Genomic DNA, 14,170 nt, shown 5'->3' with positions numbered 1-14,170 from the left:
GGTGGGCATCGGCGACTTCATCAGTGACATCACGCCCGACTCGGTCGAGGACGCGGTCGAGGACGGCGTCGAGTGGGTGGGCAACCGGGTCGAGGACGCGGGCAACTGGACCGCCGACCGGTTGGAGGACGTCGGGTGGGAGTCCGGCGCGGACTGGGTGCGCGAGCAGTCCCGTTCGGTCGCCAACCGGTTGGGCGCCGAGGTCGACGAGATGGACCTCGGGCAGACCGAGGACAAGACCAAGCTGATCTACGGCAGCCCGAGCGAGATCACCTCCACCGCCACGAAGCTCCGCGCCTTCCAGTCGGCCTTCGACAACGCCGGCGACGGGCTCAAGGGCCTCGACTCGTCCCGGCTCAAGGGGGAGACGGCCGAGGCGCTGCGCACGGCGGTGAGCACCCAGCCGCCCAAGTGGTACACCGCCGCCGACGCCTGCGCGAAGGCGGTCGGCGCGCTGGAGGCGTTCGCCGGCACGGTCACCTGGGCGCAGGGACAGGCGCAGACGGCGATCGACAAGTGGAAGGAGGGCGTCAAGGCATCCGAGGACGCCGCCGACACCCACCGCAAGAAGGTCGACGACTACAACGGCGCCGTCGATCGCTACAACGCCCAACCCGCGGACAAACGCGACCCGGCCTCGCTGCCGCCGAAGCCCGCGGCGACGTTCGACGATCCCGGCAAGAAGCTGATGCAGGACGCTCAGGATCTCCTCACCGAGGCCCGCAAGCAGCGCAACTCGGCGGCGGAGACCGCGCGCACGGCGGTCCGCGCCGCCCGCGACATGGCTCCGCAGAAGCCGTCCTACGCCGAGCAGTTGGGCGACGGGATGCAGGAGCTGCAGCTCATGGGCGACCACGTCGGCGGCGGAGTCATCAAGGGCACGGCGGGGCTGCTGAACTTCGTCCGCAGCGTCAACCCCATGGACCCGTACAACATCACGCACCCGGCCGAGTACGCCACGTCCCTCAACAGCCTGGCCGCGGGCCTGGTGGTGGCCGCCAACGACCCGGTCGGCACCGGCAAGCAGATGATCGGCGACTTCATGAAGGACCCGGCCGAGGGCTTCGGCCGGCTGCTGCCCGACATCGCGCTGACCGTGGCCACCGGGGGCGGCGGCGCCGCGGTGAAGGGCGTGCGCATCGCCGAGGAGGCCGCCGACGCCGCGCGGCTGCGCCGCCTGATCGACGACGCCCCGGACGGGACCCACAGCCGACCGGACGGGGAGCGCCCCGCCGAGGGCACGGACCCGGTGGACCTCGCCTCGGGCAGGATGTTCCTGCCCCAGACCGACCTCGAGATCCCCGGCATCCTGCCGCTGGTCTTCACCCGCCGCACCGAGTCCGGCACCGCGACCGGCCGCTTCCTGGGGCCCGCCTGGACGTCCACCGTCGACGAGCGTCTGGAGATCGACGCGATCGGCGTCGTCCACGTCACCGCCGAGGGACTTCTGGTGCCGTACCCGCACCCGGTCCCGGGCTCGCCCACCCGGCCGGAGGCGGGCCGGGCCCGCACGCTGCTGGCCCGCGACACCGACGGCGGCTACACGGTCACCGCCCTCGACAGCGGCCTGACCTTCCACTTCACCGCCCCGTCCGGCGGCGGACCAGGAGGCGACGGCGTGGCCTGGCTGTCGGGCATCACCGAACGCAACGGCCACGCCGTCGAAGTCGACCGCGGTGAGGACGGGCTGCCGCTGACCCTGGTCCACTCGGCGGGGCACCGGGTGAACCTGTCCGTCGCCGACGGCCTGGTCACCGGCCTGTCCCTGGCCGGCGCGGGCGAGGACGGGGCGGATCTGCCGCTGATGCGCTACGGCTACCAGGACCGCGACCTCACCACGGTCACCAAGCCGTCGGGCGCCGTCACCACCTTCCTCTACGACGACCGCCGCCGCGTCATCGCCTGGATCGACTCCAACGCAAGCCGCTACGACTACGTCTACGACGACCGCGACCGCATCGTGGCGGAGGGCGGCGAGGCGGGTCACGTCCAGATCACCCTGACCTACACCGAACCGGAGGCCGAGACCGGTCACCGCACGACGGTCCTGACCACCGCCGACGGCCGGGCCACCCGGCATCTGATCGGCCCCGGCTGTCACGTCCTGGCCACCACCGACCCGCTCGGCCACACCACGCGGTTCCACCACGACACGAGCGGCAACCTCGTGACCCGCACCGACCCGCTGGGCCTCACCACCGCCTTCGCCTACGACGAGGAGGGCCGGGTCGTCTCCGCCGTCCGCCCTGACGGCAGCGAACTGCGCACGGTGCGCGGGCCGTTCGGCCTGCCGGTGGAGGTCATCGGCCCCGACGGCACACGCATGGTCCACGCGTACGACGAACGCGGCAACCGCACGGCGGTCACCGACCAGTCCGGCGCCACCACCCGCTACACGTACGACCACACCGGCCGGCTCACCTCGATCACGGACCCTCTCGGATCCACGACACACGTGGTGTGTGACGCGGCGGGGCTGCCCGTGGAGGTGACCGACCCGGTCGGCGCCCTCACCCGCACGGAGCGGGACGCCCTCGGCAGGCCGGTCCGCGTCACCGATCCGCTGGGCGGCGTCACCCGCCTGGAGTGGGACGCCGACGGGCAACTCGCCCGGCGCACCGGTCCCGACGGCTCCACCGAGTCGTGGACCCACGACGGCGAGGGCAACCTGCTCACCCGCACCGACCCGTCCGGTGGCGTCACCCGCTTCGAGTACACCCACTTCGACCTGCCGGCCGCCCGTGTCCGACCCGACGGCGCGCGTTACGAGTTCGAGCACGACGCCGGGCTGCGCCTCACCCGCGTCACGAACCCGCAGGGGCTGGCCTGGACCTACGAGTACGACGCCGCCGACAACATCGTCTCCGAGACAGACTTCGACGGCCGCACCCTCACCTACCGGATGGACGCGGCGGGCCGACTGGCCGCCCGCGTCGACGCGCTCGGCGGGACCATCTCGTTCGAGCGCGACCGACTCGGCCAGGTGGTCACCAAGGACGTCGACGGCCGGGTGACGACCTACGCCTACGACCGGGCCGGGCGCCTGCTGGAGGCGGCCGGACCGGACGGTGAACTGCGCTACCGGTACGACCGTCGCGGACTCACCAAGGCGGAACTCGTCGACGGCCGCGCCGTCCTGTACGCCTACGACGTCCTGGGCCGGCGCACGCGCCGCACCACCCCCACCGGTCACGTCACCTCCTACTCCTACGGCGCCGATGGACTGCCCCACCACCTGACCAGCGGCGGTCTCCGGATCGACTTCACGCACGACGCCGCCGGCCGGGAGCTCGCCCGCGTCTTCGGCGACGCGATCACCATGACCTCCGCCTGGGACGAAGCCGGACGGCTCGCCACGCAGCAGATCAGCGCCGGGGGCCGCGACGTCAACAGCCGCGCCTACTCCTACCGCGCCGATGGTCAACTGACCTCCGTGGTGGACCGGCTGTCGGGCTCCCGCACCTTCGATCTCGACCGCGTGGGCCGAGTCACCGCCGTCCACGCCCAGGGATGGACGGAGCGGTACGCCTACGACGACGCCGGCAACCAGACCTCGGCGTCCTGGCCCTCCGGCCACCCCGGCCACGAGGCCACCGGATCGCGCGCCTACACGGGCACCACCCTCACCCGCGCCGGAGACGTCCGCTTCGAGTACGACGCCCTCGGCCGGGTCGTCCTGCGGCAGAAGACCCGCCTCTCCCGCAAGCCGGACACCTGGCGCTACACGTGGGACGCGGAGAACCGCCTCACCTCCGTCACGACCCCCGACGGAACCCGGTGGAGGTACCGCTTCGACCCCCTCGGCCGCCGCACCGCGAAACAGCGCCTGGCGGCCGACGGCGAGAGCGTCGTCGAGGAGGTCCGGTTCACCTGGGACGGCCTGACCCTGTGCGAACAGACGAGCCACCGGCCGGACTCACCGAACACGGTCGCCCTCACCTGGGACCACCGTGATGTCGTCCCCCTGGCCCAGACCGAGCGGATCCTCACGGCCGACGACCGCCAGGAGGAGATCGACCGGCGGTTCTTCGCCATCGCCACGGACCTCGTCGGGACACCGACCGAACTCATCGACGAGACGGGCGGCATCGCCTGGCGCACCCGGAGCACGCTCTGGGGCACCACGGCCTGGTCCCGGGACAGCAGTGCCTACACCCCGCTCCGCTTCCCCGGCCAGTACTACGACCCCGAGACCGGCCTCCACCACAACTGTTTCCGCCACTACGACCCCGAGACCGGCCGCTACACCTCGCCGGACCCTCTCGGCCTGGCTCCCGCCCCGAACCCCCTCGCGTACGTGGACAACCCGCACAGCGGGTGCGACCCGCTGGGTCTCATGCCCAAGTACACGAAGGAGGAGCGGGCCCAGAAGCGGATCGACAAGATCGTGGACGGCGTCGTCGACAGGGCGAACAACGCAGAGTTGAAGAAGCGTTTCGACTACCACGGCGACACCCGGCACGCCTTCAGCGACGAACGGGTTATCGAGATCCTGAAGAACCCGGACGCCGTGTACCACTCGACGGGCCAGGCCGGGACATTCACCTTCCGACAGGGCGACGACATCGTCGTGATCGACGGGCCCGGCAACACCCAGGGCCAGGCCATCACGGCGTACGGGCCGTCGGGCATCAAGGGCGGCTCCGGAGCCGAGGCGCTCGGCGGCAAACCCACGGACCCTGGTGCGCCGGTGACCGACGAGGCCATCGTGACAGGCAGGATTCCCGCCAAGGACGGCTTCCAGCCTCCGGCAGTGCGGATCAGATGAGGCAGTGATGACGACGAAACTGAAGTTCGACGGCGACTGGTGCGCGACCGTTACGGACGAACCGCTCCCCCTCGTCCCCCGGCTCCTGGGCACTTTCGTGATCGTTTCCCCCTACGCCGACAGGGTGGAAAGGGAGAAGTTCCTCGCGGACACGTTCGGCAGCCAGGACTGGCTGTGGGACGACCCCGACATCTTCCGCTTCGACCCGACCGGCCGACAGCTGGTCGGGGCTGAGTTCCAGATGCCGGAAGAGTCCGCGTCGGCCGAGGACCGCGTCCGCCTTCCCGCCACGCCCGCGGTACGCCCGGGCGGGCTCCGCGCGAACGAGGTCAAGAACTTCCGGCACGAGATGTGCACGGTGCTGTGCCGCGCCCCCGGCGATACCGTGCTGACCTGTCTGCGCGACCTCGACGTCCTCGACGAGCCTCTGGAAGCCCGCATCGGCATCGCCCCCGACGTGGCGCTCCTCGTCCAGCAGGGCGCGGTCGTCGGCTGGAGCCTGACCGACCCGGTCCGGTACTTGACCTCTGGATTCGCCGCCCCTGACCCCGACCCGCCCTCGCCCGCCACCCGCCGCCTGCTCACCGAATGCCTGGACCTGATCACCACCCCGCTGATCGACGACGTGATGGACGGCGAACCACGCGCCCTGGCCCGCCTCCGGGCCGCCGACGAGTCCCTGCGCAACCAACGCGAGGACCGACACCGGGCGGACGCGCTGCTCGCGCTGATCGCCACGTTGGTCGAGGACTACGGGAACGGGTGACGAAGGTCCGCCCATCGGCGAGTACACCTCCGAGGGCGAGGGGCAGGTCCCCCATCGCTCCAGAATGGTGGGCGACGGCCAGGGGCACTTCAACCCCGGCCACGGTTACGTCCGAGCCCACACCGGACCGGGCGGATCGAGCAAGCGATCGTCTCGGACGTGTAGCCGTAGCGACCGGGTCCGCGGCCAGCAGCGCACCGGCTGCCCGGAACACCGCCGGGCTCGACCGCCATCGACTGTCAGGGGCTGGGCTCTCGGCGCCCGTGCCGTCCAGACCCCCGGCGAGAGATCCTTTGAGAGAAGCGAGAGATGCACGATCCGACCCCCGCGGCCAGGAGCCTCAGCCAGGCGATCGACGGCGCCGACACACGTCAGGTCAACGAAGCGGCCCGTGAGTTCGTAGAGAAGCTCACCTTCGCGACGGCCGACGAGATCCTCGCCATGCTCCGGGCAGTCCTCGCCGAAGACTGGATGGCCCTGCGGAAATCACATTCATCCGACGTGACGCCTTAACAGCCGCTGGCTGAAAATCGTCGGCGAAAGCGCAAAATGGTCGTTGAGTGGACGGATCAACGCCTCTGTTCTCCTGCGTTGCCTGCGCCAGGACCGATAGTGTGCCCCTGGTCAGGAAGGACAGGTCCGGCAGGTTGCCCGCCAACACCCGGCGAAGCCCTTCACAACAACGGGGGAAGGGGCCACACCGGCATGCCCTACACAGCCGAGATCAGCCGCACCAGTCCGACCTGCTTCATTTTCCTGGTCGACCAGTCCACCTCCATGACCGATCCGATCGGTGGTGACGACCCCACGAGAAAAGCCGATGTGGTGGCGGATGCCATCAATCGGTTACTGACTGAGCTGTCCGTCAAGTGCGCAAAAGAAGAAGGCGTACGCGACTATTTTCACATCGCCGTGATCGGTTATGGAAGTTCCGTTGGATCCGCATTTCAAGGAGAACTCACCGGGCGCGACTTGGTACCTCTGAGCGAGGTCGCCGACGCACCCGCGAGAATCGAGACCCGGGCGAAGAAGGTGTCGGACGGTGCCGGAGGGCTGGTCGAGACTTCGGTGCAATTTCCGCTCTGGATGGATCCTGTCGCGCAGGGCGGAACTCCGATGAACCGTGCGCTCAAGTACGCCGAAACCCTGGTGGCGGGCTGGACCGAGCGCTACCCCGGCAGCTTTCCGCCCATCGTTCTCAATCTGACTGACGGAGAGTCGACCGACGGTGATCCCGCCGCCTCGGCGGCCGCGATCACCGCGCACGCGACAGCCGACGGCTCTGTGCTCCTCTTCAACCTGCACGTCTCCGCGGCCGGCGGCGCTCCCAGCGCGTTCCCCGACTCGGATGCCGACCTGCCGGACGACTACGCTCGCGCGCTGTTCTCCATGTCGAGCCCCTTGCCCACGCACATGCGTTCCTATGCCGCTTCCCAGGGGCAACGCGTGAGTGAGAACACTCGCGGCTTCGTCTACAACGCGGACGTCACGTCGGTGGTCCAGTTCCTCGACATCGGCACCCGCGCCACCGAACTCCGGTGACTTCGAGCGGCCTTTACCTCACTCGGCTTCTCGCGCCCAAGAACGGCAGCACGGCAGCCGAGTGCGAAGATGCCGCCCACGTCGTCCCAGCTTCACGGTTCGACGAACTGGTCGATGTCCCACTGACCGTGGGCATGTCCGACGGGGCGACAGAGAGCGTGCTGGCCAGGGACTGGGCACACTTGTTGGCCCGATCCGCCGCCCAACACGCCTGGGAGGACGAGCACGTCTTCCGCAGGGGGCCTTCTTTTGAGTCGTTCACTCAGAACGCCGTCTCGCTCTGGGAACCGTGGCTCGAAGAGTACATTGCGGCACGCGTCGCGCAGGGGAATCCACTGAAGTGGTACGAGGAAGCAAAACTCACAGCCGGAGCGTCCGCCACGTTGCTGATGTTTCGTATGGACCCCGTGGCAGGGGGCAGCTGGCATTGGCGCTGTGCCGCGTTGGGCGACAGCTGCCTCTTTCACGTTCGGGACGGAAAGATACTCAGATCCTTTCCCGTTGAAGAGACGCGCGAGTTCGGCGTCACGCCGAGACTTTTCAACAGTCTCAATCGCGACAGTGCGCTCCTCTCTGCCCGCACCCTTTTCGCCGAGGGCAGCTGTGAATCCGGTGACCGCCTGCTCCTCATGACCGACGCGCTTGCCCACTGGTTCCTGTCCGCCACCGATCACGCGCGCGTTCTGGGTGAGCTGTCGGATTTCTCGGGCCCTCATGACGGACCTCGTTTCTCGGACTGGTTACAGGGACTACGCGCGGAAGGCTCACTCCACAACGACGACGTGGCCGTCGTACGCATAGATGTCGAAGGGCAGTGAGACGTGAGCACTGTGCAGGGGCCACTGGCCTTTCCTTCGGGCCGGGAGTACCAGGAAGCTTTACAGAACACCGCCGTGTGCTTCAGGGATCACGACCTGCGCGGAGCCAGGCCACAGACCAACAAGCTCGGCCTCCCCCGTCCCATCTCCGGACAGTTCGCGAGCGTCTTCTCCCTGACCTCCGCCGCCGGCCGACGTTATGCCTTGAAGTGTTTCACCTCTCACGTACGCGATCAGCAGGACCGTTACGAGGCGATCAGCAACAAGCTTTCCGGTATCGATCCAGGTTCTCTGTCGCAGCCGTGGCGGATCGGCTTCGACTACGTGCCGGACGGCATTCTCGTCAACGGGTCACGCTTCCCGGTCCTGAAGATGGACTGGGTGGAGGCCGTGACACTCTCCAACTGGCTCGACCATCACTACACGGACAGCGCGGCAGTGCGGGGACTCGCCGAGCGGTTCGCCCAGCTGACCACGGACCTTGCCGCGCACGACATCGCGCACGGCGATCTGCAGCACGGAAATCTGCTGGTCGCCCAGGACGGTACCTTTCGGCTGGTCGACTACGACGGCATGTTCGTGCCGGCCCTGGACGGACGCCACAGCACAGAACGCGGACACCGTAACTACCAGTCGCCGGCCCGAGGAGACGACGACTTCGACGGCACCCTCGACCACTTCTCGAACTGGGTCATCTATCTCGCCCTGCACGCCGTCGCCGCCGATCCATCCCTGTGGACGCGCCTTCACGAACCGGACGGGGAGTACCTCCTGCTGACGGAGGACGACTTCAAGAACCCCGCCGGGTCCGTCCGTCTCCGCACTCTGCTCGGTCACACCGACAGCACGGTGCGCGGCCTGGCAGAACAGATCAAGATCCTGGCCTGGCAACCGCTGTCGCTCGTTCCACGCCTCTCGGTGGCGGCCGCTTCCACACCCGGCACTCACATCCCCGGGCCCCGAACGGGTGCCGGACGCAGGCCCGATTGGCTCGACGGTCATGTCACCGCCACCGTGTCGGATGCGGGCGTATCCGCGACGCCCCCCGCTTCACTTCCGCGCAGGTACGCCCACCGCCGTTCAGCGGACGTATTGCTCGGGCTCCTGCTGCCGCTGGCCCTGTTGACCCCGAGTGCCCTCGCTCTGTCCGAGCTGATCACTCCGCTCGTCACAGCCCTGTCCTACGGCGGAACTTTGGGCGTCACAGCGTTCACCACCCGCGCGACCCGTGGCACTCGTCCGGAGACCAAGATCCTTCGCGCCCACCTGAGTCAGCTCCGGGAGAAGCGGCGCGCCACGCTCGGCCCCGTCAGGGAAGCTGATCAGCTCCAGCGGGAGCGACAGGAGTTCGACGCATCGGAGACCGCCCGAAGAAGTCGGCTCACGGCCGCGCAGACGAAGCTCGAGCGTTCCCATGAGAAGGCCGTCAAGACGGCGGAGAAGAAGAAGGTCCAGGACCAGCAGGCCATCGACAGAAGCATCGCCTCCCTCGCAGGCGAACGCCGAACGGCTCTGGACCGTGCCCTGACGAGCCACCGCAAGGTGTTCATCGACGGCGCACTGGGCAAAGCCCGCCTGCATGCGAAGGAGTTGACCGGCATCGGGCCGTCGCTCGTCCAGACGCTCGCCGCGCACGGGGTCCGGACTGCGGCGGACTTCACCGGCATCACCCTGGTCAGTGCCGGTGGCCGGTACAACAACGTCACGGGGCTGATCAATACGGCCGACGGACGCAGGCTCGACATCAAAGGTATCGGTGAGGCCCGCGCCAGAACCTTGGACGCGTGGCGGGCAAGGCAGTATGACCGTGTCTCCTCCCGTGCACCGTCAAGCCTGCCCGCGGCCAGGCGTCAGTCCATCGAAGCCGACTTCGCACGGCGTGAGGCGGACCTTTCGCGTCGGCGTCTGGCGACGGAGACGACAGTCCGGACAGCGCGTGAGGAAGCGGGGAAGCAGCTGAGATCGGGGCTCGCGAGGCTCTCCGGCGAAGACCAGCTCGCCGCCCGGCACGCCTCTCAACAACGTCAGCAGTTCGCCCAGCGCGCCAGACAACTCGGTGACCCGCACAGCCGGTTGACCGCGGTCGAGGCGGAGATCGCAGCGGCCAGGCGATCGGCACGGGCGCTGTCCTCACTCCGGTATCTGCGCTTCGCCCTCACCGGCCGCTGAGCCGTCCCGTCACTCGTTGGAGCCGGCCGGCCCACACGTGCCAGGCAGGTAGTCGTACGCCGTTCGGCAGAAGGTCTGCGTGGCTGAGGGCGAGCCTCAGGTGGCGCGCGTCCTCCATGTCAACGGACGCCCCGTGGTCCAGCTGGACCTGCGCCACGCTCGTGCCCCGGCGGACGTCGAAGTCGCAGGGATATCCGTCGGCCGTGACATTCCGGTCCAGCATGACGCCGGAGATCTCGTCTGCCAGCAGGAGTTGCAACCGGTCGCCGACAAGCTCGTTCTGCTGTCCGGATCCGGCGCCGGGCGAAGGCAGCGCTGCCTTGGTCTCGGCCGCCTCCAGCAGCGCGTGCGGCATCCCCGCACGGGCTGACCAGAAGTCACGGTCGCCGAACACGATGAGATGCGAGCGAGCGCGGGTGACGGCCACGTTCCAGAGGTTGACCTCGCGGCAGAGCCAGTTGACGGCGCTGGGGCGCATTCTCGCGCCTGCGACGAGTGACAAGAGGATCACGTCCTGCTGTCCTCCCTGGAAGGTGTGCACCGTACCGACCCGTACGCGCGACTCGTGCTTCCAGCGCTCGGCGATCAGATCTTTCTGGGCGCGGAAGGGGGTGACGACCCCTACCGTCGAGCCTTCAGGCAGCCGCTTCAGCAGTCGCTCCACCGAAAGGTGGACGCGCTCCGCCTCCTCCTGGTTCACCCACGACCCGTTGCCGCCTCTGCGCGCTGTTCCTACGACATCGAGCCACTGAACCGCGTCGACTCCTTCGAGGCGTCGCAACGATCGGGGTTCGGTGAGGACGGTCAGGCGGTCGCCGTAACAGTGCCGGTTGGAGATGGCGACGATGTCCGGGTGGCAACGGAAGTGCTCGTCGAGCAGCAGGGTCCTGCCTGCTGCGTGCGCGGCTGCGTGGAACGAGGAGTAGCGGCGGTGCTCGAGCCGGTGCTCATCGAGCCAGCTCGCCCGCATCCCCGCCCCGCGGTGCGCCTCGGCCTCCTGACGGGGCTGAAGTGTGGTGATGTGCTGCAACTGCATGGGGTCACCGATCACGAGGGCCCGTCGTGCGCGAAAGAACAGGGGGAGCACGTCCGGCGTGGAGCATTGGCTCGCCTCGTCGACGATGACCAGGTCGAAGAGGGCGGCCCGGTCCCGGAAGCGCCGCGGGGACCTCGCGGTGACGGCCCAGCACGACACCTGCGGCAGGATCCGCTCCAAGGACGACCACTGTCGCGGGGATCGTGACTTCACGGCTTCGATGCGGTCGTGGATGGCCGCACGCGCGGTCGTCGCCTGCTCCGCCACCACGGCTTGCAGTAGTGCTGCCGCCGTCTTCCGGACCTGTCCATCGGCCGCCCGAAGCATCGTCAGGAGCTGCTGGTCGTCCGCTACCGCGTCGGCTTCGGTGCTCTTCTGCCGCCAGGCGGCCTCGGCCTCTGCGAAGGACACCAGGCCGGCGAACTCCGATCGCCCTGCGGCCTGTGCGGACAGCGTGGCGAGACCACGCAGGCACCGGCTGCGGAGCCACCCGCCGAAGAACCCGAGGCGCACTGCCGTACGAGCCCGGCGCAGCCACCGGCCGAGGGACACATCGTCGCCCAGGGCCGTAGCGAGCGCGTGAGGATCAGCGTGGTGTTGTTCGGCGTAGGAGAAGCGCAGCCGGCCGAGGTCCGCCAGTTCCCGCTCCCTATGGGCGACTTCCGCGAGTTGACGACGCAGTGCCTCCTGATCCCGGAGGCGGTTGCGCAGTTCCCCCCTGTGCATCTGGGATGACTGGTGGGGCCGGACGCTGCGGGTCAACTGCTCAAGCGACCGCAGTTCCTCCTCGACGGCTGTCTGGTTACCCGTACGTACGAGAAGGCCCGGAGCCAGGGCTTCGCAGCGCTCCCAGACCTCGTCCACCGCCTTGTTGTTGGTGGAGGCCACGAGCACGGTCTGGCCGGCCGCTCTGGCGGTGGCCACCGCGTTGACGATGAGCTGGCTCTTCCCGGTGCCGGGTGGTCCGGTGGCGACGGTGAGCCTGCGGACCATGGCTGCCCGGATGACCGCCTCCTGCCCTTCGTTCAGTTCCAGTGGAGCGACGACCTGCACCCCCTGCTCGGCGCTCTCGTCCGCTTCTGAGTCCACATGTCCCGTGAACGCCCCGAGCGCGGTGTCGGCGAACTGCCCGACACTCTTCTGCAACGTCTTGTAGTCCTTCATCAACTGTGCGGTGGCCGCCGAATCCGAGCGCGCGGCGAAGACGACCGCCACATTGCGGGCGCCTTCGTGCGCGGCGTACAGCGAGCTGCCGTCGCCGAGCGATCCGGGGTCGAGGTGTTCCGTGTCGGGGAGTTGCAGCTCCTGCAACAGACTGCGCAGGTCGCGGACCATGTCCTCCCGGAAGCCCGGCCGCCAGTTGGGCTGGTAGGCGGCGAGCAGTTCCTTGCCCTCGTCCTTGCCCAACCGCTCGAGAACGAGTTTGGGATGCAGGACGATCGGCCCTGTGGGTGTCACCACGCTGCGTCCCTGCGGACCGCGTTCTACCTCGATCTGACGCATGGCGAGCGGCGCGCACACCTGTCGCTTGCCGTCGTAGAGGACGGCGACGGGGTATCCGTACCAGAGGTCGGCGCCGTCCTTGTGGGCACGTTCGGCGAGGTCCGCGACGCGTTCCGACGCTTGTACCGTGGCCTCCACGCCGGAGAGCAGAACTTCCTCCCCTGCCGGCCAGACGACGCGCGGCGGATCGCTGCCCACCAGCGGCAGCAGCTGATCGGTGGAGTTTTCCGCTTCCAGACAGTGCTGGTAGTACGTCAGCAGCCCGGCCCAGTCGGTGTCGGTGAAGGCGGCGTCGTCGTGTACTGCCTCGGTGGCCTTGACTCGTGCCGGTGACACCCCTCCGGCGCCGTCGGTGACCGGGGTGAGCCCGGCGGGCAACGGCTTGAGAGCGGGGATCTGACGTCCGGTGGAGGCATCGGCGAGATAGATGTCGCCGGTCACCTGAAGACTCGACTGGGTCGGCGTCTGCCGGCGCCCGTCAGGCGCTTTCCGTAAGTCCCGGCTGATGTACCGGAACAGGTCGTTCGCCGAGACGCGCCCGTCACCGTCCAGGTCCGCCTGCCCCGAGTGCAGACCTTCGACCACCGCTCTGGTGAACTGCGAGGGCTGGTCCGCATCGGTGGTGAAGGCTTGCTCCCAGTGCTGCGACGCGGTGATGACATACACGCCGCTGGCCTCGACCACAGGCGCGGTGGCCGAGTGCGAAGCTCCCTTGCTGCGAAAGCCCTGCACCGCGCTGCCGCTGAAACAGCAGTCGAGCAGCAGGACTTTGCGCCGAGCGGCGCACTTCTCCAACTGGTCGGTCACGTAGGAGGCTTCGAGCGCGGTCTGCTGGAGCCGGTCGGCCTCGGTGTCCGTGGTGACGTAGTAGAGCTGACCGTCTTCACGGTCGTAGGCCCCGTGACCACTGATATACAGCACGACCAGTTCGTCCGGCTCGCGGTCCCTGAGAAACTTTTCGACGGCCTGCTTGATCGCCGCCTTCGACGAGTCCTCGACCCGTACACACTTCTCGTACCTGCCGACCGCCGGCATCTCCAGGACCTGGCTCAGGTAGTGAACGTCCGCGCGCACGGAGGGCAGGGCAGGGAAGTTCACGTCCTCATAAGCGGCGGTGCCGACGAGTAAGGCGTGATTGCGGCTCATCGTCGGTCTCCCGAACCAGTGCTCGGCTTACCGCCCTGGCCCTCCCGCAGCGCCTTCACCTCACGCCCGGACACTCCGCCCTGGAACTCCGTGACCGTCCCGTCGGCATGCACGACTCGCACCTTGCGGCTCTTGCGCACCTCGACCCACGCCTTGATGGCGGTCCTCGCCAGCGCGAGGGTGCCCGTGGTGAGGATGAGCACAACTTCCGGGGTCAGCAGTTCCGACCCTTTCGCGCCCTGCGTGGCGTGCGGCGCTTCAGGCGGGGCAAAGCGCACCTGAGCGCCGTCCAGCCCCCGCAGAACCTCACGAAGTTCTCTCGCTTCGAGCTCCGCATGCCGCGGGTCGGCGCCGAAAACCTGGATCCGTGCAGACTCGGTCTCGCCGGACATGTTCCCCCTCATGCCGCCAACTCGCCTGTC

At 68.6% G+C, this 14,170-nt stretch carries 8 protein-coding genes; 6 read left to right on the top strand and 2 right to left on the bottom strand.

The features are described 5' to 3' along the window. Nucleotide 1 precedes the first annotated feature (1 nt). The 6 genes from OG736_RS32535 (at nucleotide 2) to OG736_RS32510 (ending at nucleotide 10,063) form a co-directional block, all read left to right on the top strand. Nucleotides 2-4,768 carry a putative T7SS-secreted protein gene (locus OG736_RS32535; protein ID WP_327185529.1) on the top strand — a complete coding sequence of 1,589 codons (4,767 nt, stop codon included), beginning with the start codon at nucleotides 2-4 and terminating at the stop codon, nucleotides 4,766-4,768. A gap of 7 nt (nucleotides 4,769-4,775) precedes the next feature. Continuing rightward, nucleotides 4,776-5,534 carry a hypothetical protein gene (locus OG736_RS32530; RefSeq protein ID WP_327185528.1) on the top strand — a complete coding sequence of 253 codons (759 nt, stop codon included), beginning with the start codon at nucleotides 4,776-4,778 and terminating at the stop codon, nucleotides 5,532-5,534. Nucleotides 5,535-5,843: 309 nt separating this feature from the next. After that, nucleotides 5,844-6,047, top strand: a complete 204-nt coding sequence (locus OG736_RS32525) for a hypothetical protein (protein WP_327185527.1) — start codon at nucleotides 5,844-5,846, stop codon at nucleotides 6,045-6,047. Nucleotides 6,048-6,239: 192 nt separating this feature from the next. Beyond that, nucleotides 6,240-7,076 (top strand): vWA domain-containing protein, encoded by an 837-nt coding sequence (locus tag OG736_RS32520; protein ID WP_327185526.1) that lies wholly within the window; start codon nucleotides 6,240-6,242, stop codon nucleotides 7,074-7,076. Continuing rightward, nucleotides 7,073-7,894 carry a hypothetical protein gene (locus OG736_RS32515; RefSeq protein WP_327185525.1) on the top strand — a complete coding sequence of 274 codons (822 nt, stop codon included), beginning with the start codon at nucleotides 7,073-7,075 and terminating at the stop codon, nucleotides 7,892-7,894. Before OG736_RS32520 ends, OG736_RS32515 begins: the two co-directional genes overlap by 4 nt. A gap of 3 nt (nucleotides 7,895-7,897) precedes the next feature. Beyond that, nucleotides 7,898-10,063 carry a hypothetical protein gene (locus OG736_RS32510; RefSeq protein WP_327185524.1) on the top strand — a complete coding sequence of 722 codons (2,166 nt, stop codon included), beginning with the start codon at nucleotides 7,898-7,900 and terminating at the stop codon, nucleotides 10,061-10,063. On the opposite strand, the gene OG736_RS32505 is transcribed toward OG736_RS32510, so the two are convergent. Together OG736_RS32505 and OG736_RS32500 are read right to left on the bottom strand one after the other, a co-directional pair. Beyond that, nucleotides 10,050-13,748, bottom strand: coding sequence for a caspase, EACC1-associated type (locus OG736_RS32505; protein WP_327185523.1), 3,699 nt, complete (start codon nucleotides 13,746-13,748; stop codon nucleotides 10,050-10,052). The two genes, OG736_RS32510 and OG736_RS32505, sit on opposite strands and share 14 nt — an antisense overlap. Then, a complete protein-coding gene (locus tag OG736_RS32500) occupies nucleotides 13,745-14,140 on the bottom strand; it encodes an effector-associated constant component EACC1 (protein ID WP_327185522.1) in 396 nt (131 codons plus the stop codon). The genes OG736_RS32505 and OG736_RS32500 overlap by 4 nt, the downstream gene beginning before the upstream one ends. Nucleotides 14,141-14,170 lie beyond the last annotated feature (30 nt).

The organism is Streptomyces sp. NBC_01334 (genome assembly GCF_035983595.1).
Taxonomy (GTDB): Bacteria; Actinomycetota; Actinomycetes; order Streptomycetales; family Streptomycetaceae; genus Streptomyces; species Streptomyces coriariae.
Note: the sequence above shows the minus strand (reverse complement) of the source record. Positions and strands in the feature narration are given on the sequence as shown.

Bases quoted from the DNA above. Each gene is read 5' to 3' on its own strand.
- OG736_RS32530 (WP_327185528.1), top strand. From the start codon at position 4,776: ATGACGACGAAACTGAAGTTCGACGGCGACTGGTGCGCGACCGTTACG.
- OG736_RS32525 (WP_327185527.1), top strand. From the start codon at position 5,844: ATGCACGATCCGACCCCCGCGGCCAGGAGCCTCAGCCAGGCGATCGAC.
- OG736_RS32520 (WP_327185526.1), top strand. From the start codon at position 6,240: ATGCCCTACACAGCCGAGATCAGCCGCACCAGTCCGACCTGCTTCATT.
- OG736_RS32505 (WP_327185523.1), bottom strand. From the start codon at position 13,748: ATGAGCCGCAATCACGCCTTACTCGTCGGCACCGCCGCTTATGAGGAC.
- OG736_RS32500 (WP_327185522.1), bottom strand. From the start codon at position 14,140: ATGTCCGGCGAGACCGAGTCTGCACGGATCCAGGTTTTCGGCGCCGAC.